The organism is Siculibacillus lacustris (assembly GCF_004328075.1).
GTDB classification, from domain to species: Bacteria; Pseudomonadota; Alphaproteobacteria; order Rhizobiales; family Ancalomicrobiaceae; genus Siculibacillus; species Siculibacillus lacustris.
The window spans coordinates 22,750-46,276 of the sequence record NZ_SJFN01000035.1; the positions used below are offsets into that span (position 1 = coordinate 22,750).

25 protein-coding genes are annotated in these 23,527 nt (G+C 70.7%); 21 read left to right on the forward strand and 4 right to left on the reverse strand.

The genetic code is table 11. The annotated features are described in order from the left end of the window. Positions 1 to 73 precede the first annotated feature (73 nt). Entirely contained in the window at positions 74 to 283 is a 210-nt protein-coding gene (locus EYW49_RS18615; RefSeq protein ID WP_131311136.1) for a hypothetical protein, read from the reverse strand. Positions 284 to 879: 596 nt separating this feature from the next. On the opposite strand from EYW49_RS18615, the gene topA reads away from it, so the two are divergent. From topA to EYW49_RS18665, 10 genes are all read left to right on the forward strand, one after another. After that, positions 880 to 3,693 (forward strand): type I DNA topoisomerase, encoded by a 2,814-nt coding sequence (topA, locus tag EYW49_RS18620; protein WP_131311137.1) that lies wholly within the window; start codon positions 880 to 882, stop codon positions 3,691 to 3,693. 254 nt (positions 3,694 to 3,947) lie between these two features. Then, complete coding sequence (locus EYW49_RS18625) at positions 3,948 to 4,793, forward strand: GGDEF domain-containing protein (RefSeq protein ID WP_131311138.1); 846 nt, start codon at positions 3,948 to 3,950, stop codon at positions 4,791 to 4,793. Between the two features lie 112 nt (positions 4,794 to 4,905). Further along, entirely contained in the window at positions 4,906 to 7,245 is a 2,340-nt protein-coding gene (rnr, locus tag EYW49_RS18630; protein WP_407695487.1) for a ribonuclease R, read from the forward strand. Between the two features lie 35 nt (positions 7,246 to 7,280). After that, complete coding sequence (locus EYW49_RS18635) at positions 7,281 to 7,901, forward strand: glutathione S-transferase family protein (RefSeq protein WP_228259677.1); 621 nt, start codon at positions 7,281 to 7,283, stop codon at positions 7,899 to 7,901. Between the two features lie 62 nt (positions 7,902 to 7,963). Then, positions 7,964 to 8,428: a DUF983 domain-containing protein gene (locus EYW49_RS18640; protein WP_407695488.1), complete on the forward strand. Its 465-nt coding sequence runs from the start codon at positions 7,964 to 7,966 to the stop codon at positions 8,426 to 8,428. After that, on the forward strand, positions 8,425 to 9,240 hold the full coding sequence (locus tag EYW49_RS18645) for an NUDIX hydrolase (protein WP_131311139.1): 816 nt from the start codon (positions 8,425 to 8,427) through the stop codon (positions 9,238 to 9,240). The genes EYW49_RS18640 and EYW49_RS18645 overlap by 4 nt, the downstream gene beginning before the upstream one ends. Then, positions 9,237 to 9,848, forward strand: coding sequence for a LysE family translocator (locus EYW49_RS18650; RefSeq protein ID WP_131311140.1), 612 nt, complete (start codon positions 9,237 to 9,239; stop codon positions 9,846 to 9,848). The genes EYW49_RS18645 and EYW49_RS18650 overlap by 4 nt, the downstream gene beginning before the upstream one ends. A gap of 107 nt (positions 9,849 to 9,955) precedes the next feature. Further along, positions 9,956 to 11,116 carry an MFS transporter gene (locus EYW49_RS18655; protein WP_131311141.1) on the forward strand — a complete coding sequence of 387 codons (1,161 nt, stop codon included), beginning with the start codon at positions 9,956 to 9,958 and terminating at the stop codon, positions 11,114 to 11,116. Between the two features lie 111 nt (positions 11,117 to 11,227). Then, positions 11,228 to 11,395 (forward strand): 50S ribosomal protein L33, encoded by a 168-nt coding sequence (gene rpmG, locus EYW49_RS18660; RefSeq protein ID WP_131311142.1) that lies wholly within the window; start codon positions 11,228 to 11,230, stop codon positions 11,393 to 11,395. Between the two features lie 147 nt (positions 11,396 to 11,542). After that, positions 11,543 to 11,749 (forward strand): hypothetical protein, encoded by a 207-nt coding sequence (locus EYW49_RS18665; RefSeq protein WP_131311143.1) that lies wholly within the window; start codon positions 11,543 to 11,545, stop codon positions 11,747 to 11,749. A gap of 427 nt (positions 11,750 to 12,176) precedes the next feature. Here EYW49_RS18665 and EYW49_RS18670 read toward each other — a convergent pair whose 3' ends face one another. Both EYW49_RS18670 and EYW49_RS18675 read right to left on the reverse strand, forming a co-directional pair. Next, the gene (locus EYW49_RS18670) at positions 12,177 to 13,547 is read right to left on the reverse strand and encodes a PleD family two-component system response regulator (protein ID WP_131311144.1); all 1,371 of its coding nucleotides are present in this window, start codon (positions 13,545 to 13,547) and stop codon (positions 12,177 to 12,179) included. Positions 13,548 to 13,565: 18 nt separating this feature from the next. Continuing rightward, positions 13,566 to 13,937, reverse strand: a complete 372-nt coding sequence (locus EYW49_RS18675) for a response regulator (RefSeq protein ID WP_131311145.1) — start codon at positions 13,935 to 13,937, stop codon at positions 13,566 to 13,568. 114 nt (positions 13,938 to 14,051) lie between these two features. Here EYW49_RS18675 and EYW49_RS18680 point away from each other — a divergent pair, with 114 nt between their 5' ends. The 4 genes from EYW49_RS18680 (at position 14,052) to EYW49_RS18695 (ending at position 17,860) form a co-directional block, all read left to right on the forward strand. After that, on the forward strand, positions 14,052 to 14,357 hold the full coding sequence (locus EYW49_RS18680; protein ID WP_206365505.1) for a DUF3572 domain-containing protein: 306 nt from the start codon (positions 14,052 to 14,054) through the stop codon (positions 14,355 to 14,357). Continuing rightward, positions 14,354 to 15,013 (forward strand): HAD family hydrolase, encoded by a 660-nt coding sequence (locus EYW49_RS18685; RefSeq protein ID WP_131311146.1) that lies wholly within the window; start codon positions 14,354 to 14,356, stop codon positions 15,011 to 15,013. Before EYW49_RS18680 ends, EYW49_RS18685 begins: the two co-directional genes overlap by 4 nt. Positions 15,014 to 15,151: 138 nt before the next feature. Beyond that, positions 15,152 to 16,405 (forward strand): SAM-dependent methyltransferase, encoded by a 1,254-nt coding sequence (locus tag EYW49_RS18690; RefSeq protein ID WP_131311147.1) that lies wholly within the window; start codon positions 15,152 to 15,154, stop codon positions 16,403 to 16,405. Positions 16,406 to 16,489: 84 nt separating this feature from the next. Continuing rightward, complete coding sequence (locus tag EYW49_RS18695) at positions 16,490 to 17,860, forward strand: DNA polymerase IV (RefSeq protein WP_131311148.1); 1,371 nt, start codon at positions 16,490 to 16,492, stop codon at positions 17,858 to 17,860. 13 nt (positions 17,861 to 17,873) lie between these two features. Here EYW49_RS18695 and EYW49_RS18700 read toward each other — a convergent pair whose 3' ends face one another. Then, the gene (locus EYW49_RS18700; protein WP_131311149.1) at positions 17,874 to 18,731 is read right to left on the reverse strand and encodes a cell envelope integrity EipB family protein; all 858 of its coding nucleotides are present in this window, start codon (positions 18,729 to 18,731) and stop codon (positions 17,874 to 17,876) included. Between the two features lie 243 nt (positions 18,732 to 18,974). On the opposite strand from EYW49_RS18700, the gene EYW49_RS18705 reads away from it, so the two are divergent. The 7 genes from EYW49_RS18705 to EYW49_RS18735 form a co-directional block, all read left to right on the forward strand. Next, complete coding sequence (locus EYW49_RS18705; protein WP_131311150.1) at positions 18,975 to 19,436, forward strand: RidA family protein; 462 nt, start codon at positions 18,975 to 18,977, stop codon at positions 19,434 to 19,436. Positions 19,437 to 19,489: 53 nt separating this feature from the next. Beyond that, positions 19,490 to 20,272 (forward strand): glycerophosphodiester phosphodiesterase family protein, encoded by a 783-nt coding sequence (locus EYW49_RS18710; protein WP_131311151.1) that lies wholly within the window; start codon positions 19,490 to 19,492, stop codon positions 20,270 to 20,272. Positions 20,273 to 20,408: 136 nt separating this feature from the next. Continuing rightward, positions 20,409 to 20,732, forward strand: coding sequence for a hypothetical protein (locus EYW49_RS18715; protein ID WP_131311152.1), 324 nt, complete (start codon positions 20,409 to 20,411; stop codon positions 20,730 to 20,732). Positions 20,733 to 20,826: 94 nt separating this feature from the next. After that, positions 20,827 to 22,059 carry a GNAT family N-acetyltransferase gene (locus tag EYW49_RS18720; RefSeq protein ID WP_131311153.1) on the forward strand — a complete coding sequence of 411 codons (1,233 nt, stop codon included), beginning with the start codon at positions 20,827 to 20,829 and terminating at the stop codon, positions 22,057 to 22,059. A gap of 59 nt (positions 22,060 to 22,118) precedes the next feature. Next, a complete protein-coding gene (locus EYW49_RS18725) occupies positions 22,119 to 22,550 on the forward strand; it encodes an HIT family protein (protein WP_131311154.1) in 432 nt (143 codons plus the stop codon). A 455-nt stretch (positions 22,551 to 23,005) separates the two neighbouring features. Next, positions 23,006 to 23,257, forward strand: coding sequence for a GlsB/YeaQ/YmgE family stress response membrane protein (locus tag EYW49_RS18730; protein WP_131311155.1), 252 nt, complete (start codon positions 23,006 to 23,008; stop codon positions 23,255 to 23,257). A gap of 136 nt (positions 23,258 to 23,393) precedes the next feature. Continuing rightward, positions 23,394 to 23,527 (forward strand): sigma factor-like helix-turn-helix DNA-binding protein (locus tag EYW49_RS18735; RefSeq protein ID WP_131309656.1); only part of this gene is annotated, 134 nt, incomplete at its 3' end.

Genomic DNA, 23,527 nt, shown 5'->3' on the forward strand with positions numbered 1-23,527 from the left:
CCCGGGTCGCCGAGGGGATCCGGCCTGCGACTTCGGGTCGCTCGGGTGCCTCGATTCCGCGACCCCGGGTCGCTCAGGGGCTCGACCCCGGGCGATCGGCGGGGCGGGCGGAGCCGGGTTTGGCGATGGTCAGCGTGGCAGCCTCCAGCCGCGCCATGTCGATCAGATAGGCGAGAAAGTCGAAACCGGCCCGGGTGGCGAGGTCGCGCAGTTCGGCCGTCGCCTGTTCGATGTAGGCGGCGGTGTCGGTCGGTCGGGAGACGGGTCGGACCGCGGAATTCATGGGAAGCCTCGCAACAACAGCCTTCGGACATGCCGACGAGCAGATGCGAGGGCACAGAGGGGCCGACGAGTCGCGCCCCAGACCGTCGGATGCCGTATACCCCGCGCCCCCGCAGCGGGGCCGGCATCCGAAACGGCCCGGCGATCGGGCGCTTCGACAGTCTCCCGCGCCGTGCCGGCACACGACGCAAGCCCTATCCTATTTCTTGTATTATTTTCGTCTATCTACTATGGGTTGTATTTTCGTCGTCCCTCCCGAAGAGGGAGGCGGGTCGGCACCGTCGGCGGGCCGGACGGGCGAGGGCTTGACCGGTGCCCCGCTCGGCTTCATTCAAGGGTGCCGAGGCGAGCGGGCTCGGCGAGGACGGCACTTCTGGGTTGCGCGCAGTTGAGGGCGACCCATGACGAGTATCCTCTCTCGTCCGATCCTCTACAATGGCGAAATGGTCGCGGCTGGTCCGACGACCCTTCGGAATGCCCGTGTCCGCGGAACGCGAAGGCTGCCACGCCCCGCCGTTCCGCTGTCGCGGTCGATACCAACCCGATGTCCGAAGGCGGCCGCCGCCCGACCGACGGAAAACCGGAGCGGCGGAACCCATGCAGGTCGTCATCGTCGAATCGCCCGCCAAGGCGAAGACCATCAACAAATATCTCGGCCCCGGCTTCGAGGTCCTGGCGTCCTACGGCCATGTCCGCGACCTGCCGGCCAAGGACGGCTCGGTCCGCCCCGACGACGACTTCGCGATGGACTGGGAGGTCGACGCTAAGTCGGCCAAGCGGCTCGCCGAGATCGTCCGGGCGGTCAAGGCCTCCGACCGCGTCATCCTCGCCACCGACCCGGATCGCGAGGGCGAAGCGATCTCCTGGCACGTGCTGCAGTTCCTGCGCGAGAAGAAGGCGCTGAAGGCGCAGCCGGTCGAACGCGTGGTGTTCAACGCGATCACCCGCAATTCGGTGCTGGAGGCGATGAAGAAGCCGCGTCAGATCGACGAGGCCCTGGTCGACGCCTATCTGGCGCGCCGGGCGCTCGACTATCTGGTGGGCTTCAACCTGTCGCCGGTGCTGTGGCGCAAGCTGCCGGGCGCCCGCTCGGCCGGCCGCGTCCAGTCGGTGGCGCTGCGCATCGTCTGCGACCGCGAGCACGAGATCGAGACCTTCGTCGCCCAGGAATACTGGTCGATCCTGGCACGGCTCGCGACGCCGCGCGGCGACGAGTTCGACGCCCGGGTGGTCGGCTTCTCGGGCAAGAAACTCGGGCGCCTCGACGTGGCGACCGGCGGCGAGGCGACGCGCATCCGCGAGCACCTGGAGCGGTCGACGATCTCGGTCGCCTCAGTCGAATCGAAGCCGGTGCGCCGGCATCCGTTCCCGCCCTTCACCACCTCGACGCTGCAGCAGTCCGCGTCCTATGCCCTGGGGCTGAGCGCGGCGCGCACCATGCAGGTGGCCCAGCGCCTCTACGAGGGCGTCGAGATCGGCGGCGAGACGGTCGGTCTGATCACCTACATGCGAACCGACGGCGTCGACATCGCGCCGGAAGGCATCGCCTCGATCCGCACGGCGATCCTCACCGGATTCGGCGACGCCTATCTGCCGGAGAAGCCGCGCCACTACACCGCCAAGGCCAAGAACGCCCAGGAAGCCCACGAGGCGATCCGCCCGACCGATCTCGCCCGGCGGCCGCAGGACGTCGCCCGCCACCTCGATGCCGAACAGCTCAAGCTCTACGAGCTGATCTGGAAGCGCACCGTGGCGAGCCAGATGGAATCGGCGGTGCTCGATCGCACCACCGTCGACATCGCCGCGCTGGCCGGTTCGGAGCGCTGCGACCTGCGCGCCACCGGCTCGGTGGTCAAGTTCGACGGGTTCCTGCGGCTCTATTCGGAAGGCCGCGACGACGAGGAGGACGAGGAGTCCAAGCGTCTGCCGGTGATCGCCGCGAACGAGGCTCTCGACCGGCGCAAGATCACCGTCGACCAGCACTTCACCGAGCCGCCGCCGCGCTTCACCGAAGCGACGCTGGTCAAGAAGATGGAAGAGCTCGGCATCGGCCGGCCCTCGACCTATGCCGCGACGCTGCAGGTGCTGCGCGACCGCGAATACGTGACGCTCGACAAGCGCCGCCTGATCCCGGCCGACAAGGGCCGGCTGGTGATCGCCTTCCTCGAGAGCTTCTTCCGGCGCTACGTCGAATACGACTTCACCGCCGATCTCGAAGAGAGCCTCGACAAGGTCTCGGCCGCCGAGACCCCGTGGAAGGACGTGCTGCGGGCGTTCTGGGAGGAATTCTCCAAGGCGATCGACCAGACCAAGGAGCTGCGCGTCACCGACGTGCTGGAAGCGCTGAACGAGCTGCTCGCCGCCCACGTCTTCCCGGCCAAGGCCGACGGCGGCGATCCGCGCGCCTGCCCGTCGTGCGGCGACGGCCGGCTGAGCCTCAAGCTCGGCAAGTTCGGCTCGTTCATCGGCTGCTCGAACTATCCCGAGTGCCGCTTCACCCGCCAGATGATCGCCTCGGGCGCCGAGGGCGAGGGCGTCGAGGGACCGAACGGCGACGGCACCAAGGTGCTCGGCACCGATCCGGTGACCGGCCTGGAAGTGTCGCTGCGCAACGGCCGCTTCGGCCCCTATGTGCAGCTCGGCGAGGGCGAGAAGCCCAAGCGCTCGTCGCTGCCGAAGACCTGGACGCCGGCGACCATCGATCTCGAAAAGGCGCTCAGGCTCCTGTCGCTGCCGCGCGAGGTCGGGGTGCATCCGGAATCGGGCAAGCCGATCACCGCCGGCCTCGGTCGGTTCGGCCCCTTCGTGCTGCACGACGGCACCTATGCCAATCTGCCGAGCGCCGAGGAGGTGTTCGAGGTCGGCATCAACCGGGCGGTCGCGCTGATCGCCGAGAAACAGGCGGGCCGATCGGGACGCGGCCGGTCGGCGGCGGCGGCGCTGAAGGACCTCGGCGCCCATCCGACGCTGGGCGGCCCGGTCACGGTGCGCGACGGCAAATACGGCCCCTACGTCAACCACGACAAGACCAACGCCACCTTGCCCAAGGGCATGGATCCCCTGACGGTGACGCCGGAGATCGCCGTGGCGCTGCTCGCCGAGCGCGCCGCCAAGAGCCCGACCAAGCCGACCCGCGCCGCCGCGCGACCGAAGAGCACCGCGACCAAGGCCGCGACGCCCAAGGCGCCGTCGACCGCCCGGCGCACCGGCGGCACGGTAACCGAGACCTCGCCGTTCCCGCCCGAGGCGGCGGAGGACGGGGCGACCCGGACCATCGCCCGCGCCAAGGCCGCCGCCGGCAAATCCGCCGCCGCCCCCAATGCTGCGACGGCCAAGGCCAAGGCGCCGGCCAAGGCCGGCACCAAGGCGAGCCCCGCCAAGACCACGACCAAGCGCAGCGGCGGCGCCTGAGCGCCCCGCCGTCGCACCTTCGCGCGACCGAACCGCCGCCGCCCGAGGGATCCTCCGGGCGGCGGTGGCGTCTCGGATGCCGGCGATCGGCGGTTATCCGCCGGGATTCCCGGTGATCGATAAAATTCGAAGCAATTTGCAAAGCCGAACTGCGCAACTGTTGCCGTAAGGTACGTCCGTATCGCTGCGGATGCTCTCGGGACAGGCCGCACGCGGAACGGGAGGACGGCGCGGTGGGCGGGTTCAGAGGACTCTTGCAGCTGGCATCGCGCCGGAGCATCCGCTCGAGGTCCGATCTGTGCCTCTACGTCGCGCGGATGACCATCTACATCGTCATCATGGCGTCGCTGATCAGCATCAGCCAGACCTGGGCCGCGAGCCCGGAACGCATGCTGTGGGCGCTGCTGGGCTCGGGCACCGCGGCGGCGCTGCTGTCGCTGCCGATCACCTGGGAATTCGGCCGGATGTATCTCGATCTGTGGGACGCGACCCAGTCGCTGCGCGATCTCGCCCGCACCGATCAGCAGACCGGCCTCTACAACAACCGCAGCTTCATCGAAGCGGTGGAAGAACGTCTGGCGCTCGGCCGGCGCATCGCCCTTGTGCTCGGCGACCTCGACCGCTTCAAGGCGGTCAACGACCTCCACGGCCATCAGTCCGGCGACGAGGTGATCGCCCGGGTCGGTGCCGAGATGCGCGCCCTGTTCGGCGACGGCGCGGTGATCGGCCGGATGGGCGGCGAGGAATTCGCCGCGGCGATCGACTGTCCCTTCGGGGATCCGGAGATGGCGCGCAATCATGTCGCGACCTTCGCCGAGGAGCTGCGCCGGCGCATCGCCGCGATCCGCATCCCGTCGGAGGCCGGCACGATCGCCCCGACGATCTCGATCGGCATCGCCCGCAGCGAGGTCCCGCGCGGCTTCTCCGCCCTCTACGGCCGCGCCGACAAGGCGCTCTACGTCGCCAAGGCCGCCGGCCGCAACCGCGTGGTCGACCAGGACGACGTCGATCTCGGCGACGCCGCCCGCCTGACCCGTCTGCGCGACGACATCGACCGCCGCGAATCGGGCGAACAGCTCCAGGCCGTGCGCTGGCTGTGACCGCCGGGGCTTTCCCGACCGGGTGATCCCGACGCGACGCGCGTCGCGGGCGACAGCGACGTCGCGAAGGTCTATCCTGTGCGTCCTTTCACGGACCCGGGATCCACCGACCTTGCCGCGCCCCCCCAAGTCTTCCGCCGACGCTCCGACCCGCGCCTCCGCCCCGCCGCGGCTCGGCGACGCGTTGCCGTCGCGCGAGGACCTCCTCGCCTGGCTCGCCCGCAACCCCGGAGCGGCGGGAAAACGCGACATCGCCCGCGCCTTCGGCATCACCGGCTCGGCCAAGATCGCCCTCAAGCACCTGCTGCGCGACCTCGAGAGCGAGGGCGTCGTCGAGAAGCGGCGCAAGCGCCTCGCCCCGACCGGCATGCTCGCCCAGGTCTTCGTCGCCGACGTCACCCGCCGCGATCCCGACGGCGAGCTCTTGGCGGTGCCCGACGAATGGGACGAGGACGAACGCGGACCGGCGCCGCTGGTGCTGGTGCTCGCCGAACCGCGGGTCCGCCGGGCCGGCCCCAAGCCGCCGGCCGCCGGGGTCGGCGATCGCCTGCTGCTGCGCCTGTCGGAGGCCGAGGTCGAGTTGCCGGAAGGCGTCACTCACGCCGCCCGCATCGTCCGCGTGCTCGAACGCCAGCCGGCGGCGGCGCTCGGCATCGTCCGCCTCGAGCCCGACGGCGGCGCCCGGATCGTGCCGATCGACAAGAAGTCGCGCGAGTTGATCGTCGGCAGCGGCGATCTCGGCGACGCCCAGGACGGCGATCTGGTGGCGGTCGACCTGTTGCGCTCGGGCGGCCGGCTCGGCCTGTCGCGGGCCAAGGTGCGCTCGGTGGTCGGCTCGATGGCCTCGGAGCGGGCGGTCTCGGAGATCGCCCTGCACGTCCACAAGATCCCCCACGTGTTCCCGGCCTCGGTGCTGGTCGAGGCCGAGGCCTGCCGGCCGGTGACCGGCAAGGGCCGCGAGGACTGGCGCCACCTGCCGCTGATCACCATCGATCCGCACGACGCCAAGGACCACGACGACGCCGTCCATGCGGTCGCCGACGACGATCCGGCCAATCCCGGCGGCGTGGTGGTGACCGTGGCGATCGCCGACGTCGCCCATTACGTCCAGACCGGCTCGGCGCTCGACCGCGAGGCGCTGCATCGCGGCAACTCGGTCTATTTCCCCGATCGGGTGGTGCCGATGCTGCCCGAGCGGATCTCCACCGATCTGTGCTCGCTGCGCGAGAAGGAAGACCGGCCGGCCTTGGCGGTGCGGATGGTGTTCGCCGCCGGCGGGCGCAAATTGCGCCACAGCTTCCACCGCATCCTGATGCGCTCGGCCGCCAAGCTCGCCTATGCCCAGGCGCAGGCGGCGATCGACGGCCGCGTCGACGACAAGACCGACGTGCTGGTCGAGGGCGTCCTGAAGCCGTTGTGGGCGGCCTACGAGGTCCTCAAGAAGGGCCGGGCGGCGCGCGAACCGCTCGACCTCGACCTGCCGGAACGCAAGATTCTGCTCAAGCCCGACGGCACCGTCGACCGGGTGATCGTGCCGGAGCGCCTCGACGCCCACAAGCTGATCGAGGAGTTCATGATCCAGGCCAACGTCGCGGCGGCGGAGACCCTGGAGGCCCATCGCGTGCCGCTGCTCTACCGGATCCACGACATCCCGTCGGAGGAGAAGGTGACGGCGCTGAAGGAGTTCCTGTCGACCCTCGACATCAAGCTCGCCGCCCGCGGCGGTCTGCGCCCGTCGAACTTCAACGCCATCCTCGCCAAGGTCGCCGACACGCCCAAGGCGGGGCTCGTCAACGAGGTGGTGCTGCGCTCCCAGGCCCAGGCGGAATACAATCCGGCCAACCTCGGCCATTTCGGCCTGAACCTGCGGCGCTACGCCCATTTCACCTCGCCGATCCGCCGTTACGCCGACCTGATCGTCCACCGGGCGCTGATCCGGGCGCTGAAGATGGGCGACGACGGCCTGCCGGAGGCGATGGACGCCAAGCTGGAGGCGATCGGCGCCGAGATCTCGGCCTGCGAACGCCGCGCCATGGCGGCCGAACGGGAGACCATCGACCGCTTGATCGCCCGCTGGCTGATGGACCGGATCGGCGCCAGCTTCGCCGCCAAGATCTCCGGCGTCACCAAGTCGGGCCTGTTCGTGCGTCTCGACGAGACCGGGGCGGACGGTTTCGTGCCGGCGGCGACCCTCGGCGACGACTACTACGTCTACGATCAGGTGACCCACGCGATGATCGGCAGCCGCACCGGCGAGACCCATCGGCTCGGCGACGTGGTCGAGGTCAAGCTGGTCGAAGCCCAGCCCTTCGCCGGCGCGCTGCGTTTCGAGATCCTCTCGGAAGGCAGCTACGACAAGGTCATGGGCCGCAAGCGGCTGGCCGCCGCCCAGGCCCGCCAGATCCGCGGCGCGCCCAAGCGCGGCCGGGTCGGACCGCCGCGGCGGTCCTGAACGACAAACACGAAGACCACACCGGGAGAGACCACGTGACGATCAAGATCTGGGGACGGCGCAATTCCGCCAACGTCAAGAAGGTGCTGTGGGCCGCCGAGGAACTCGGCCTGCCCTACGAGCAGATCGATGCCGGCGGCGCCTTCGGGATCGTCTCGACGCCCGACTATCTGGCCCGCAACCCCAACGGGCTGGTGCCGCTGCTCGAGGACGGCGACCTGACGCTGTGGGAATCCAACACCATCGTGCGCTACCTCGCCGCCCGCTACGGCGCCGGCACCCTGTGGATCGCCGATCCGGGCGCGCGGGCGGAAGCCGAGAAGTGGATGGACTGGAGCCATCAGTTCGCCGCGCCGTTCCGCGAGGTGATCTTCGGCCTGCTGCGCACCCCGCCGGAGAAGCGCAATCTCGCGGCGATCGAAGGCGGCCGCGTCGCCGTCGCCCGGCTGTTCGGCATCGCCGACGCGGCGCTGGCGACCACGCCGTGGCTGTCCGGCCCGGCCTTCGGCATCGCCGACATCGTGCTCGGCCCCTTCGCCTACGTGTGGATGGAACTCGCCATCGAGCGGCCCGACCATCCCCATCTCGCCGACTGGTATCGGCGCCTCCAGACCCGGCCGACCTGGCCGACGGCTGTGGCGATCGGCCTGTCGTGAGGCTCGGCGCGGGCGCGGCGATCGCCGCGCCGGCCCATCGGCGAATTCCGGGAGGACGAGGATTGCGCATCACCTTCGACGACGGCGGCCCGGGGGGACGCCCTGCCCCCACCCCGCCGCCGCGGTCGAACCGGCCGCTCGGACCCGCCCTGTGGCGCGGCTGGCGCTGCCGTTGCCCGAACTGCGGCGAGGGTCGGCTGTTCGCCGGCTATCTCACCGTGGTGCCGGCCTGCAGCGTCTGCGGCGAGGCCTTCCACCACCACCGCGCCGATGATCTGCCGCCCTATCTGACGATCATGGTGGTCGGCCACGTTGTGGTCACCGGCCTGCTGATCACCGACCGGATGTTCGTACCGCCGGTGTGGCTGGAGACGGTGATCTGGCTGCCGGTGACGGCGATCCTCGGGCTCGCGCTGCTGCGCCCGATCAAGGGGGCGGTGGTCGCCCTGCAATGGGCGCTGGCGATGCACGGTTTCGGCCGGGCGGCAACCGTCCCGCGGGAGGAACCGCCGAGGCCGGCGTCATGAGGAGTGACGCGGAGATCCTCGACGAGCTCAACGCCCTCGACCGTTCGCGCAAGGCGCCGCCCTACCGCCCGCGCGACGCGGCGACGCTGATCGTGATCGACGGCGCGGGCGACGACCTCAAGGTGCTGATGGGCCGGCGCCACCTGCGCCATCGCTTCATGCCCGGAGCGCTGGTGTTTCCGGGCGGCCGGGTCGATCCCGGCGACAGCCGGGTGCGGCTCGCCGACGACTATGACCCGCGGGTGCTCGCCGCCCTCCGGGTGGCGATGCACGGGCCGAAGACAGCGGCGCGGACGCGGGCCTTCGCGGTCGCGGCGATCCGCGAGACCTGGGAGGAGACCGGGGTGCTGATCGGCACGGCCGCCGCGGGAAGCGCCGCGCCGCTCGGGGCCGCGGCGGTGCCCCTCCCAGACGCCCCGCCGCCCGATCCGCACGACGCCTTCGCGGTGTTCGCGGCGCGGCAGCTGCGGCCGTCGCTGACGCCGATGCGCTTCATCGCCCGGGCGATCACCCCGCCGGGGCGGCCGCGGCGCTTCGACACGCGCTTCCTGGCAGTGCCGGCCTCGGCGATCGCCGGACGCAGCGCCGACGGGCTCGGTCCGTCGGGCGAGCTCGAGGAGGTGGCCTTCGTGACGCTGGCGGAAGCCCGCGCCCATGTCGATCTGGCACCGATCACCCGCGCGGTGCTCGACGAGCTGGAGCGCCGTCTGGCGGTCGATCCGGGACTCGACGGCGCCGCTCCGGTACCGTTTTATCGTTGGGCGCGCGATCGCTTCGTGCGCGAGGAGATCACGGGAGAATCGGCGTCATGACCGTCACGACGGTGTTGATCTTCGCAGGCGCCCTGTTCCTCAACGCCGGCACGCCCGGACCGAGCATCGCCGCACTGGTCGCCCAGGTGCTGAACCGCGGCGCCCGGCCGGTGCTGCCCTTCGTGGCGGCGATGTGGATCGGCGAGGCGGCGTGGCTGGGGCTCGCGGTCGCCGGCCTGTCGGTGCTGGCGAGCGAGCTGCATCTGCTGTTCGTCGCGATCAAATGGGCCGGCATCGCCTATCTCGTCCATCTGGCGGTGGCGATGTGGCGGACGCCGGCCGACGACGCCGGCCTCGCCCCGCCGGTCGGCGGCGCGGCGCGGCTGTTCGCCACCGGGCTGGCGCTGACCCTCGGCAATCCCAAGATCATGGTGTTCTATCTCGCCCTGCTGCCGTCGCTGGTCGACCTGCCGACCCTCGGGGTGATCGACTGGGCGGAGCTGACGGCGGTGCAGATCGCGGTGATGGCGGCCTGCGACCTCGCCTGGATGGCGGCGGCGGCGCGGGCTCGCGGCTGGCTCGCCTCGCCGCGGGCGCTGCGCCTGACCCGGCGGATCGGTGCGGTGGCGATGGGCGGCGCGGCGGTGACGATCGCCGCCCGCAGCTGATCGGCGGGCCCCGCGGCGGACGCATCGCCGCCGTCCCGCGGCGGTCGTTGCGCCGCGGGACCGGCTCGGGCATGGTCGCGGCCCCGCCCCCCTGCCGATCGAGGCCCATGACCGCCGCCCCGCCGCTGCAATCCCGGACCCGTCTGCTCGCCCTCGCGGCGGTGATCGCCGCGGCCGCAGCGGTGGCGACCGGGCTCAGCCTCGGCCTGCCGCTGCTCGCCATGGTGATGCAGGCGCGCGGCCATTCGGCGAGTTGGATCGGCCTCAACACCGCGGTCGGCGGCCTCGCGGCGCTGGCCGCGACGCCCCTGGTGACGCCGCTCGCCCGCCGGATCGGCCCGAGCCGGCTGCTGATCGCCTCGCTCGGCGCGGCGGTCGCGACCTTCGCCGCCTTCCCGCTCGTCGAATCGACCGCCGGCTGGTTCGCCCTGCGCGTGGTGTTCCACGCCGGACTGACCGGCACCTTCGTGATGTCGGAGTTCTGGATCGTCAGTCTGGCTCCGCCCGACCGGCGCGGGCTGTCGATCGGCCTCTACGGCACCGCCTTCTCGCTCGGCCTGTCGATCGGGCCGACGGTGCTCGGGCTGGTCGGCTCGACCGGGCCGGCGCCCTTCGCGATCGGCACGGCGCTGCTCGGCATCGCCCTGGTGCCGCTGATCGCCGCCCGCCACGTCGAGCCGGTGCTCGAACACGCCTCGGCGCTGTCGGTCATGGACCACGTCCGGGCGGCTCCGGAGGCGATGGCCGGCGCCTTCGTGTTCGGCGCGGTCGAAGCCGGGGGGCTGTCGATCCTGCCGCTGTGGGGGCTCGGGGTGGGGCTCGGCGAGGCCCGTTCGGCGCTCCTGTTGACGGCGATCGGGCTCGGCACGGTGGCGCTGCAGATCCCGCTGGGGCTGCTCGCCGACCGGGTCGACCGGATCCGCCTGCTCGCCGCCGCCTCGGTGGTCGGGGCGATCGGCGCGGCCGCCCTGCCCTTCGTGGTCGGCGACTTCGCGGTGACGATGGCGCTGCTGTTCGTGTGGGGCGGTTTCGGCACCGGGCTCTACACGGTCGGGCTTGCGGTGCTCGGGGCGCGGCGGGCCGGCGCCGATCTCGCCGGGGCCAATGCCGCCTTCGTGCTGATGTACGGGCTCGGGATGGTGGTCGGGCCGCTGGCGATCGGCCGCGGGCTCGACCTCGCGCCGTACTTCGGCCTGCCGGTGGCGATCGCCGGCTTCTTCGTCGCCCATCTCGCGGTTCTGGCGGTCGCACGGCGGCGCCAAACTTGACAAGGCCGGCGCCTTCGGTCACTTTGCGCGCCACTCCGACACCGAAGCGCGGCCCGTGTGGACCTCACGCGGGCCTTCGCTTTCAGAGACCATTGCAGAGGGACTGCGGCCATGGCCAAGGCGACCACCATCAAGATCAAGCTCGTGTCGACCGCGGACACCGGGTATTTCTACGTGACCAAGAAGAACTCCCGGACCATGACCGAGAAGTTCGCGGCCAAGAAGTACGATCCCGTCGCGCGCAAGCACGTCGAGTTCAAGGAAGCCAAGATCAAGTGAGCCGATTCGTCGGTTCCGGTCCGGGAAAGACCCGAAAGCCGCCGTTCAAGGGCGGCTTTTGCGTCTGAGGGCCGTCCCCTGCCGTCCTCCCGGAAACGACTCTCCTGCGCCGCGGCCCCCTCGCGAGGGCCCGATCGGATCGACAGAATGCCTTCAGAAGACAGCCCCCAGGGGTTCCGTTCCCTCGTCGAACGGATCCAGGCCCGCGACGGCGACGCGCCTGCGGCGCCCTCCGGCCGGCCGGTGATCCGCCGCCCGACCCGCGCCCGCGCGATCGAAGCCCCCGCCGAATCGGCCCCGCGCACCCCCAAGGGTGCCACGTCCCCGCGCCTGCTCGAGCGCCGCTGGCTGTGAGTCGGACGTTTCGGGATCTTCGGGATCGGTGCCGCCGCGCCCGCCCCTGAGGCCGCGCGGATGGTCGACCGGGCGAGATCCGACGGGGAGGCCACCCGGGATCGCCGCCCGATCGACACGACCCGGGCACATCGAGGATTTGCGGCGGACCCGACGTGCCGGGCATCCGCGGCCTCCGTTCTCGCCCTTCCCGTCCGGAGCGGCCGGAGGGGGGGAGCGATGCGTGAACGGAGCCTCGACACGACCCTAGCGACGCCACCCGACGTGGCAAAGCGCCACGTGCAGCGCGGCGCCCCCGATCTCCGATGTTCGTGAATCGTCAACCTTAACCGCCGCGGCGACGCGACCGGAGTGGGCAGACCCGCGAGATCCGGGCGGCGCGGCCTTCCGGTGGGCCGGGGTGCGCCGCCGAGGCCTCCCGCCGCGATCACGCGGCGCGGGCGACGACGCGGTTGCGGCCGTTCTGCTTGGCCTCGTAGAGACCGCCGTCGGCGCGTTTCATGATCGTCTCGACGGTGTCTCCGCCGCTCTGCAGAGCGCCGACGCCGACCGACACGGTGGCGACCAGCGTGGTTCCGTCGGGCAGCACGAAGGGCTCGGAGCCGACCCGGGTGCGGATCCGTTCGGCCACCACCCCGGCCTGTTCGAGATCGGTGTCGGGCAGGATCACCACGAATTCCTCGCCGCCGTAGCGGCACACCAGATCGACCCCGCGGACGCTCTGGGTCATGCGCAACGCCAGTTCCTTCAGCACCGCGTCGCCGCCGTCGTGGCCGTAGGTGTCGTTGACGCGCTTGAAGTGGTCCATGTCGGCGATCAGCACCGCCAGCGCCCGATCCTCGGTCTGCGCCGTCTCCAGCGTCTGCTCGAGGTGGGTGGTCAGGAAGCGGCGGTTGTGCAGGCCGGTCAGCGCGTCGGTGATCGCCATCTCCATGGTCGCCTGGAGGCTGTCGCGGAGACGGTCGGCATAGTGCTTGCGGCGGATCTGGGTCTTGACCCGGGCCTGGAGCTCGTGCCGGTCGACCGGGCGGACCAGATAGTCGTTGACGCCCATCTCCAGGCCACGCAGCAGCCGGGTGCGGTCGTCGGGCGCGGCGATCAGCAGGATCGGCAGCTGGCGGGTGCGTTCGAGCGAACGCAGCTGCGAGACGAGGCGCAGACCATCGAAATTGGACAGGCCGAGATTGATGATCACCAGATCGAAGTCGCCCTCGGTGGCGTGGAACAGCGCCTGCTGCGGGTCGGTCTCGACGCAGGGCTCGTGCTGGACGGCGAGCGCGGCGGTGATGCGTTCGAAGGACGAGCGACGGTCGTCGACCACCAGGATCCGCCCGCGCGGCACCTCGGTGCTCAGCAGGGGATCGAGGCCGTCGTCGAGGCCCATGTCGCGGCCGGTCTGGGCGCGCAGGCGCAACTCGTCGGTGAGCGTCTTGAGGCGGATCAGGCTCTTGACCCGGGTGACCAGGGCGAGATCGTTGACCGGCTTGGTCAGAAAATCGTCGGCGCCGGCCTCCAGGCCCTTGATGCGGTCGCCGATCTGATCGAGAGCGGTGACCATCACCACCGGCACGTGGACGGTGCGCGGGTCGGCCTTGAGCCGGCGGCAGACCTCGAACCCGTCGAGGCCGGGCATCATCACGTCGAGCAGCACCAGGTCGGGCACCGCGCGACGGCAGGCCTCCAACGCCGCTTCGCCCGACAGCGCGGTCGACACGTCGAAATATTCGGCGGTCAGCCGCGCTTCGAGCAGCTTGACGTTGGCGGGGATGTCGTCGACGACCAGGATCCGTCCCGTCATGGCTCTCTCACTCGCTACTCACGCATCGCCGAGATAGGATCGAACCGTCTCGAGGAACTTGGCCACCGAGATCGGCTTGGAGATGTAGGCCTCGCAACCGCCCTGGCGGATCCGCTCTTCGTCGCCCTTCATGGCGAAGGCGGTCACCGCGATGACCGGGATCGCCTTGAGTTCGTCGTCTTCCTTCAGCCATTTGGTGACTTCGAGGCCGGACACCTCGGGCAGCTGGATGTCCATCAGGATCAGATCGGGCCGATCGGACCGGGCGATCTCCATGGCGTCGAACCCGTTGCGGCTCTGCAACGTCCGATAGCCATGGGCTTCGAGAAGATCGTGGAAGAGCTTCATGTTCAGCTCGTTGTCCTCCACGATGAGGACCGTCTTGGGCATCTGCCGCTCCCTCGACCACGTCCCGTGGCCGGTCCGATGAACGTCGCTTCCGTGTCTTTCCGTCGTATTGCACAGTAACATCGATTCCTTACGGAACAGAAAAGGACGCCGATCATGGATCCCCGAGGCATCGAGCACCGGTCGGGCCTGTCGCGCGAACGCGCCGAAGAGGTGGCGATCGCGGCCCTCGCCCATCTCGCCGAAGATCCCGAGGTGCTCGGCCGTTTCCTCACCGCCACCGGGCTCGGACCGGAGACGCTGCGCGCCGCGGCGTCGCAGCCCGGCTTCCTGGCGGCGGTGCTGGAGTATCTGATGGGCGACGAGTCGCAACTCCTGGTGTTCGCGGAGCGCCAGCGGCTGCGGCCGACGATGATCGCCGCCGCCCGCCACGCCCTCGATCCGCTGGCCGACCAGGGATGAGCGCCGCGGACAGCCTCCCGGCCGGCACCGCGACGGGGCGACCGCTGGTGGTGGTCGACGTCGACGAAGTGATCCTGCGCTTCGTCGAGCCGCTGGAGCGCTACCTGGAGAGCACCGGCCACCGGCTCGCCCCGGTCGCCTTCGCGATCACCGGCAACGTCCTCAAGGCGGGATCGACCCGGCCGATCCCGGCCGAGGCGGTGCACGATCTGATCGAGGGCTTCTATGCGGCGCGGGTCGCGAGCCAACCGCCGGTCGACGGCGCGGTGGCGGCGCTGGCGCGGCTGTCGGCCGCCTGCGACATCGTGCTGCTGTCCAATCTGCCCGGCCGTCACGGCGAGGCGCGGGCCCGGCGGCTCGCCGAACTCGGCATCGCCGCGCCGCTCCGGGTCAACGAAGGGCCCAAGGGGCCGGCGGTGGCGGCGCTGGCCGCGGAACGGGGCGCCGAGCGGGTGATCTTCGTCGACGACGGGCCGATCCATCTCGCCTCGGTGCGCGACCGGGTGCCCGGCGCCCGCCTGGTGCAGTTCGTCGACGACGAGCGTTTCTTCCGCATGGCGCCGGAGGTGCCGGGCGTGTGGCTGAAGACCCGATCGTGGGACGAGGTGGCCGCCCGCATCGAAGCCGAGGCGCGGGCGTTCGCCCCTTCCGGCTGAGGTCGCCCGATACCTCGCCGATCGCGCGAATGTGAAGCCTGCGACAGGGGCGTGCGACGCTCCTGCGTCTTGATCGCGCGAGGCCGTCGCCCAAGAATTACAGGTTACCAAAAAACCTCAGGGAGTTTGGTGACCGCCATGATCGCACGATTTCACGCTCTTCTGAGCCGCCTCGTCCGCCGCGGCACCCTCGTTCTGGTGACCCCCGGTTCGACCCGCCCGGTCCGTTTCGGCGACGGCACGTCCCCTCGCGTCGTGCTGCGCATCACCGATCGTCTCACGCTGCTCAAGTTGCTGATCGATCCGCAGGTCCAGCTCGGCGAGGGCTACATGGACGGCACGGTGGTGGTCGAGGAAGGGTCGATCTACGACCTCCTGACCCTGCTCACCGCCGACGCCGGGCTCGATCCGCCGTTCGGCCTCGCCGCGCGGCTCCTCGGCGGGCTCCGGCGGGCGTTCCGCTTCGCCGTCCACTACAATCCGATCGGCGCCGCGACGCGGCGGGTGCGCGCCCACTACGATCTCTCCGACGCCCTCTTCGATCTGTTCCTCGATCCCGAGCGGCAATATTCCTGCGCCTATTTCCCGACCCCGCAGACCGGGCTCGACGAGGCCCAGCGCGCCAAGATGCGCCACATCGCCGCCAAGCTGTGCCTGGAGCCGGGGCTCCGGGTGCTCGACGTCGGCTCGGGCTGGGGCGGTCTCGGCCTGCATCTGGCGCGCGCCGGATGCGACGTCACCGGGGTGACGCTGTCGCTCGGGCAACACGCGGTGTCGACGCGGCGGGCGCGTGAGGCGGGCTTGGCCGAGCGGGCGCGGTTCGAGATCTCCGATTATCGGACCGTCGAGGGGACCTTCGACCGAATCGTCTCGGTCGGCATGCTCGAGCACGTCGGCTCGGTGCATCTGAAGGCCTATTTCACCAAGATCGCCTCGCTGCTCGACGAGCGCGGGGTGGCGCTGATCCATGCCATCGGGCGGGCCGACGGGCCGGGCACCACCAATGCCTGGATCACCTCGCACATCTTCCCCGGCGGCTACATTCCGGCGCTGTCGGAGGTGGTGGCGGCGGTCGAGGCCTCGGGCCTGTGGATCTGCGACGTCGAAACCCTGCGGCTGCACTATGCCGAGACGCTGAAGGCCTGGCGGCAGCGCTTCGCGGCGCGGCGGGAGGCGGCGGTGGCGCTCTACGACGAGCGCTTCGCGCGGATGTGGGAGTTCTATCTGGCGGCCTCCGAGGCGTCGTTCCGCTGGGGCGGGCTCTACGTGTTCCAGATCCAGCTCGCCAAACAGATCGACGCGGTGCCGATCGTGCGCGACTACATCGTCGACGACGAGCGCGCATCCAGCGCGCACGACGCCGAGCCGCGGGCGCGCCGCTCCTGCGGCTGAGGCTCGGCGATCGGCGCCGCGCCAGGCACTTCGGGGCGCCGTGGCGCTTCGCGCCGGGCGGCTGCGGCGGTATGATCGCGCACGATGTCAGGCCCGGTCGTTCCGCCCTCGCCTCCGGTCCTCAGGCCGAAGGCCTTCTGCCGCGACTGCTTCACGCCGGTGAAGCCGACCGCGACCCGCTGCCCGAAATGCGGCGGCCCGCGCATCGTCGCCCACGACGAACTCGACCGACTGTCGATCGCCCATGTCGACTGCGACGCCTTCTATGCCTCGGTCGAAAAGCGCGACGACCCGTCGCTGGCCGACAAGCCGGTGATCATCGGCGGCGGCCGGCGCGGCGTGGTGTCGACCGCCTGCTACGTCGCGCGGATCTCCGGCGTGAAGTCGGCGATGCCGATGTGGAAGGCGCTGGAGGCCTGTCCCGACGCGGTGGTGATCCGCCCGAACATGGAGAAATACACTCGCGTCGGCCACGAGATCCGCACCCTGATGCGCGAGTTGACGCCGCTGGTCGAGCCCTTGTCGATCGACGAGGCCTTTCTCGATCTCGGCGGCACCGAACTCCTCCATCACGCCTCGCCGGCGCTGACGCTGGCGCGCTTCGCCGCCCGGGTCGAGCGCGAGATCGGCGTCACCCTGTCGGTCGGCCTCAGCCACAACAAGTTTCTCGCCAAGATCGCCTCCGATCTCGACAAGCCGCGTGGCTATTCGGTGATCGGCGCGGCCGAGACCCTGGCGTTTCTGGCGCCGCGGCCGGTCACCACCATCTGGGGCGTCGGCAAGGCGACCGCCGAGGCGCTGCACGCCGAGGGCATCCGCACCGTCGGTGACCTGCGCGGCGCCGACGAATCGCGGCTGTTCCGCCGCTTCGGGGTGCTCGGGCGGCGGCTCAAGGAACTGGCGGTGGGCCAGGACCGGCGCCACGTCGAGCCCGACCGCGAGATCAAGAGCGTCTCCAACGAGCTGACGCTCGACACCGACGTCGCCGACTATGCGACGCTGGAGGCGATCCTGTTCCGCCTGGCGACCAAGGTGTCGCGGCGGCTGAAGGCGGCGGGCATCGGCGGATCGACGGTGCAGCTGAAGCTCAAGACCCCTGACTTCAAGTCGCACGGCCGCAACCGGCGGCTGGCCGATCCGACGGCGCTGGCCGATCGGATCTTCCGCACCGGCCAGGACCTCCTCAAACGCGAGGTCGACGGACGGCGCTTCCGGCTGATCGGCATCGGCGTCGCCGATCTGGTGCCGATCGACCGCTGCGACCCGCCCGATCTGATCGACGAAGGGGCCGGCAAACGCGCCCGGGCGGAAGCGGCGATCGATGCGCTGCGGCAGCGATTCGGCACCGACGTGGTCGAGCCGGGGCGAGTGTTCGCGTCGCGGCCGCGGGCCGAGCCACGGGCGCGCGCGGCGCCGGAGACGGACATCGGAGACGAGGGCGAATCGGAGGCCTGATCGGCCGGGCCGGTCAGCGCCGGCAGGCGGTCGCGGTGTCGAGGGCGGTCAGCGAGGTCAGCGTGCCGGCCAGCGAGAAATCGCCGTAGTCGAGGCGCATGCGGCGGCTGATGCCGTTGTCGTAGAGCACGAAGTTCATCTGATATTCTGGCGTCTCCTCGCCGCCGCCGACCTTGTCGAGGGCGAAATAGGAGATGCCGACCGGCCAGCGGCGATGGCCGGCGAGCAGCGGCGACGCGGCGGCCGGCTCGTCGGCATCCGCATCGTCGCCGGTCTTCTCGCGACCGATCACCACGGTAGTGCGATAGGTGCGCTCGCCGTTCTCCGAGCCGTCGAACAGCTCGATCTCCTGCAGGGTGCGCCCGGCGGTGGCGGCCTCGATGATCGCGGCGAGATGCTGGGTCGGGAACTTGGCGCGCGCGGTGACGTCGAGCGACTTGGAGGCCGGCCGGACCAGATGGACGCGGACCGCATCGGTCTCGTGGCGGGCGACGCCCTTGGTGTCCTCGATCTGGCGCTGATCGACGAAATTCTGGTTGAGGAAGTCGAAGCTGCGACCCTCGCCGTCCTCGAAGGACGACGTGCGCATGTCGGAGACGCGCGAGGTGCCGTCCTGGTTCTGCAGGCGGGTGACCAGGCGATACTGGCTGGCGAAGCCGTCGCAGACCGAGCCGGTGAATTCGTAGACCAGACGCCCGTCGACGGCGACCACTTCGGCGCGCTCGTTGCGCTTCTCGAGGCGCATCTCGTAGACCGCCCGATGGGGGGCGAGGCCGGCCAACACGTCGGCGGCACGACCCGGGGACGGCGCGGCGAAGACGACCAGAAGTGACGCGGCGGCGAGGAGGCCGCGGGCGCGGGTGGACGGCATGAACGACCTCGATGAAGCCCCCCGCGCGGGAGGGTGGGATTCCGAGGCGATCGGCGACGATGCCCCCCTTTCTTTTGGAACGGTTCGGCGGCGAATTCAATCGGTGATCACGGATGCGGTGGCCGCAATTCGGCACTGCGGCAGAACATTGTGGAACGATTGCGGCCGCGTCGACTTTCGGACTAGAAAGAGGCGGCGCGTCGCCGACGCCGTCCGCGGACCCATCGCCTACCGGAGATCTCCATGAGCTCGATCGAAGCCCGTCTCACCGACCTCGGCGTGACCCTGCCGACGCCGGCGGCGCCGGCCGCCAACTATGTGCCCTTCGTGCGCAGCGGCAGCCTGCTCTTCGTCTCCGGCCAGATCCCGGTCGGCCCATCGGGGATCCAATTCGTCGGCAAGCTCGGCCTCGACACCGACGTCGAAACCGGCCGGGCCGCGGCCAAGCTCTGCGCGATCAACCTGATCGCCCAGGTGCGGGCGGCGATCGGCGATCTCGACGGACTGGTGCGGGTGGTCAAGCTGACCGGCTTCGTCAATTCCGCCGCCGACTTCGGCGACCAGCCCAAGGTGGTCAACGGCGCCTCCGACTTCCTCGTCGAGGTGTTCGGCGACAAGGGCCGCCACGCCCGCTCCGCGGTCGGCGTCGCCGGCCTGCCGTTCGGTGTGGCGGTCGAGATCGAAGGCATCTTCGAGGTCGCGTGAGCGACCCTCCTGCTCCCTGCTGCCCGGAACCGTGCTGCCCGAGGACTGCGACCATGGACTTTTCTTGGCTGACCCGCCGCCCGATCGCCCACCGTGGCCTCCACGACCAGGCCGCCGGCATCGTCGAGAACACCCTTCCGGCGGCGGAGGCGGCGATCGCCCGCGACTTCTCCATCGAATGCGACGTCGTGCTGTCGGCCGACGGCGAGGTCGTGGTGTGCCACGACGAGACGCTGGAGCGCCTCACCCACGGCTACGGGCGGGTCGCCGACAAGACCATGGCGCAGCTCAGGGCGACCCATCTCAAGGGGTCGGACGCCCGCATCCCGACCCTCGAGGAACTGCTCGATCTGGTCGCCGGCCGGGTCGGTCTGTGCATCGAGCTGAAGAGCTTCTTCCCGCGGCGACCCGACGACCGTCTGTCGGAGCGGGTCGCGGCGCTGCTCGACCGCTACGCCGGGCCGGTGGTCACCAAGTCCTTCGACCCGGAAGTGCTCGCCGCCTGCAATCGTCTGATGCCCGGCATCGCTCACGGCATCGTCGCCGACGACGCCTCGGACCTCGACTATTACGGCCATTCCGGCCGGGTCGAGCGATTCATCCTGCGCCATCTCCTGCACGCGCCGCGGACCCGGCCGAAGTTCATCTCCTATTGCGTCCGCGATCTGCCGGCCCCCGGCCCCTGGGTGGCGCGCAAGATCTTCGGCCTGCCGGTGGTGTCCTGGACGGTGCGCAACGCCGAAGACCGGGCGCGGGCGCTGGCCTCGGCCGATCAGATCATCTTCGAAGGGTTCGACCCGGACGCCACGCCGTTCGTGCCCCTGCCCACGGCCTGAGCGGCTGCCCTGATTTCGCCCGAAGCGCGGATCACCCTGAGTTCGAATCCGACGTCGACCGGTTCGGTCGGCGGGCGGAGCGCTCCTCGTTCGAAGCCCGCGGGCGGCTTCGCCACTCGGTGAAGGACTCCATCTCATGACGTTCGCGAAACTCTCCGTCGCCTTCGGCCTCGCCGCCTTCCTCTCCGTCGCCGGCTTCGGCGCGACGGCTCCGGCCGAAGCCCACGACCCGGGGGCGGCGGTGGCCGCCGGCGCCGCCGGTCTGGTCGGTGGCATGATCCTCGGCGGGGCGATCGCCCAGTCGGCGCAGCCGCGCTACGTCGACGAGGACGAAGTCGTGGTGCGCCGCCGTCCGGCGCGGATCATCGAGGAAGAAGAGATCGTCCAGCCGCGTCGCTGCTGGCGCGAAGAGTGGCGCGACAATTGGGGCGACGTGCACTTCCGCCGCGTCTGCCGCTGATCGGCGCCCCCGCCGACTTGGCCCGGCGCCGCCGCCACCCTATCCTTGCCCAGACCGCCGGTGAGCGTGCCGGCCGTCGCGGGGAGGAGAGCGGATGGTGAGACCGACCGACGAAGCCGCGACGGTGCGGGTGATCACGGCGGCCGCCGAGCTCTCGGCCGCGGAGTGGGATCGCTGCGCCGGCGGTGACGGTACGCTCGACGACGGGCGCCCGGCCGATCCGTTTCTCCAACACGCCTTCTTCGTCGCCCTCGAAGAGTCCGGTTCGGCCTCGCCCGCCACCGGCTGGCATCCGCGCCATCTGGTGGTCGACGGCGCCGACGGGCGACCGATCGGCATCGTGCCGGCCTATGCCAAGACCCACAGCCAGGGCGAATACGTCTTCGACCACGGCTGGGCCCAGGCCTGGCAGCGGGCGGGCGGGCGCTATTACCCGAAGCTCCAGGTGTCGGTACCGTTCACCCCGGTGACCGGTCCGCGCCTCCTGGTGGCGCCAGGTGCGGCGGCGGAGCGGGCGCTGGTGCGCCGAACGCTGATCGCCGGGCTCGAGACCCTCACGACGCAAGGAAAACTGTCCTCGGCCCACGCCACCTTCCTCGCCCCGAGCGACGCGGCGGCCTTTGCGGACGCCGGATGGTCGATGCGCGAGGATCGCCAGTATCATTGGCCGAACCGCGGCTATCGCGACTTCGACGATTTCCTCGCCACCCTGCTCGGGCGCAAGCGCAAGCAGATCCTGCGCGAGCGGCGCGAGGCGGTGGCCGGCGGCATCGAGATGGCGGCGCTGACCGGCGCGGCGATCGGCGAAGCCGACTGGGACGCCTTCTTCGCCTTCTACATGGATACCGGCGCGCGCAAATGGGGCCGGCCCTATCTCAACCGCCGGTTCTTCTCGATGATCGGCGAGAGCATGGCCGATCGGCTGCTGCTGATGGTCGCCCGCCACGAGGGGCGGCGGATCGGCGGGGCGCTCAACTTCATCGGCCGCGACGCCCTCTACGGGCGCTGGTGGGGCACCGTCGACGACCGGCCGTTCCTGCATTTCGAGGCCTGCTACTACGCGGCGATCGATTGGGCGATCGCCCGGGGCCTGTCGCGGGTCGAGGCCGGGGCCCAGGGCGAACACAAGCTGGCGCGCGGCTACCTGCCGGTCGCCACCCGCTCGGCCCATCTGATCGTCGACCCCGGCTTCCGCGCCGCGGTCGAGCGCTTCCTCGGCGAGGAGACGGCGGCGCTGGCGGCCGGCGACGGCGAGTTGATCGCCGCCACGCCCTACGCCGATCGGCGCCGCGGCGCGGGCGACGCGGCGGCTCTCGCGGACGCTTGACCGGGGCGCGGGGGCGGACGACAGTCCGAGCCCGAGACAACGAACGGGAAGACCCACCGATGACCCCCGCCTATGACGATGCCAACGTCTTCGCCAAGATCCTGCGGGGCGAGATCCCCGCCCATGTGGTGTGGGAGGACGACCACACGCTCGCCTTCATGGATGTGATGCCGGCGGTCGACGGCCACACCCTGGTGATCCCCAAGGCCAAGGCGCGCAACATCTTCGACGTGCGCCCGGCCGATCTCGCCCGGGTGATTTCGGTGGTGCAGATGGTCGCGGTGGCGGCGCGCACCGCGTTCATCGCCGACGGCGCGACGATCCAGCAGTTCAACGAGACCGCCGGCGGTCAGGAGGTGTTCCACCTCCATTTCCACATTCTGCCGCGCCAGTCGGCCGACCGGGTGCGGCCGCTGCCGCGGCCCTTCGCCGACCCGAAGATCCTCGCCGCCCACGCCGAAGCGATCCGCGCGGCGCTGGCGACGCGCTGACGGCGTCGGCGAAGGGTTGCGGGCCGATCATCGGGGGCCGGTCCACGTCGGGGCGGCCCGTCGCCGGGTCGCTCGGGAGAGGCGCATGGGCCGGGTCGCTCGGGAGAGGTCGCTCGGGTCGAACGCCGCTTCGGACGACTGTCGGATCGGATTTCGCAGATCCGCGCGAGGCGACGGAGGGGCAGACACCGGTTCCGGCGCTCCTCCGCCGGAACTTCGGGCCATCGCTCCGCGCCGTCCGGGCGGGGCGGCCGAGGGGCGAACACCGGTTCCGGCCTTCGTCCGCCGGAACTTCGGACCATCGCTTCGCGCCGTCCGGGCGGGGCGGTCGAGGGGCGAACACCGGTTCCGGCCTTCGTCCGCCGGTGCCTCGGACCATCGCTTCGTGCCGTCCGGGCGGGGCGGCAGTGCATTCGGATCCGCCGGCCGAACCGGCGCAGCAGGGAGACGCATCGATGGGACTGTTGCTGTGGATCGTCGTCGGGGCGATCGCCGGCTGGCTCGCCGGCCTGATGGTGCGGGGCGGCGGCTTCGGCTTCCTGACCAACGTGGTGGTCGGCATCGTCGGCGCGGCGGTGGCCGGTTGGGTGCTGCCGCGGCTCGGCGTTCAGGTCGGCGGCGGTTTCTTCCGCGAGATCTTCCACGCGACGATCGGCGCGGTGATCCTCCTGGTTCTGGTGTCGCTGATCGGGCGGATGACGCGCTGAGGCGCGCCGCTCAGACGTCGGCGTGTTGATTTCCGCGGAGAACTGACCCAGGCGGCAGGGATTTTTCCATCGAGAATTGACCCATGTTTGAACCTCCTCCCTCGCCACTGGTGCGGGGGACAGCGGAGTGATCGACATGGAGTTATTGAGCGTCATCCGGCGCTGGCACTATCGGGATCATTTCTCGATCCGAGAGATTTCCCGGCGCACCGGGCTTTCGAGGAACACGGTCCGCAAGTACCTGCGGTCCGACAGCGTCGAGCCTCGGTT

Coding starts and splice junctions, on each gene's coding strand:
- EYW49_RS18655 (WP_131311141.1), top strand. CDS start 9,956: ATGACCGCCGCCCCGCCGCTGCAATCCCGGACCCGTCTGCTCGCCCTC.
- EYW49_RS18615 (WP_131311136.1), bottom strand. CDS start 283: ATGAATTCCGCGGTCCGACCCGTCTCCCGACCGACCGACACCGCCGCC.
- EYW49_RS18730 (WP_131311155.1), top strand. CDS start 23,006: ATGGGACTGTTGCTGTGGATCGTCGTCGGGGCGATCGCCGGCTGGCTC.
- EYW49_RS18665 (WP_131311143.1), top strand. CDS start 11,543: ATGCCTTCAGAAGACAGCCCCCAGGGGTTCCGTTCCCTCGTCGAACGG.
- EYW49_RS18705 (WP_131311150.1), top strand. CDS start 18,975: ATGAGCTCGATCGAAGCCCGTCTCACCGACCTCGGCGTGACCCTGCCG.
- EYW49_RS18700 (WP_131311149.1), bottom strand. CDS start 18,731: ATGCCGTCCACCCGCGCCCGCGGCCTCCTCGCCGCCGCGTCACTTCTG.
- EYW49_RS18690 (WP_131311147.1), top strand. CDS start 15,152: ATGATCGCACGATTTCACGCTCTTCTGAGCCGCCTCGTCCGCCGCGGC.
- EYW49_RS18650 (WP_131311140.1), top strand. CDS start 9,237: ATGACCGTCACGACGGTGTTGATCTTCGCAGGCGCCCTGTTCCTCAAC.
- EYW49_RS18710 (WP_131311151.1), top strand. CDS start 19,490: ATGGACTTTTCTTGGCTGACCCGCCGCCCGATCGCCCACCGTGGCCTC.
- EYW49_RS18675 (WP_131311145.1), bottom strand. CDS start 13,937: ATGCCCAAGACGGTCCTCATCGTGGAGGACAACGAGCTGAACATGAAG.
- EYW49_RS18725 (WP_131311154.1), top strand. CDS start 22,119: ATGACCCCCGCCTATGACGATGCCAACGTCTTCGCCAAGATCCTGCGG.
- rpmG (WP_131311142.1), top strand. CDS start 11,228: ATGGCCAAGGCGACCACCATCAAGATCAAGCTCGTGTCGACCGCGGAC.
- EYW49_RS18720 (WP_131311153.1), top strand. CDS start 20,827: ATGGTGAGACCGACCGACGAAGCCGCGACGGTGCGGGTGATCACGGCG.
- EYW49_RS18695 (WP_131311148.1), top strand. CDS start 16,490: ATGTCAGGCCCGGTCGTTCCGCCCTCGCCTCCGGTCCTCAGGCCGAAG.
- EYW49_RS18680 (WP_206365505.1), top strand. CDS start 14,052: ATGGATCCCCGAGGCATCGAGCACCGGTCGGGCCTGTCGCGCGAACGC.
- EYW49_RS18645 (WP_131311139.1), top strand. CDS start 8,425: ATGAGGAGTGACGCGGAGATCCTCGACGAGCTCAACGCCCTCGACCGT.
- EYW49_RS18715 (WP_131311152.1), top strand. CDS start 20,409: ATGACGTTCGCGAAACTCTCCGTCGCCTTCGGCCTCGCCGCCTTCCTC.
- topA (WP_131311137.1), top strand. CDS start 880: ATGCAGGTCGTCATCGTCGAATCGCCCGCCAAGGCGAAGACCATCAAC.
- EYW49_RS18685 (WP_131311146.1), top strand. CDS start 14,354: ATGAGCGCCGCGGACAGCCTCCCGGCCGGCACCGCGACGGGGCGACCG.
- EYW49_RS18670 (WP_131311144.1), bottom strand. CDS start 13,547: ATGACGGGACGGATCCTGGTCGTCGACGACATCCCCGCCAACGTCAAG.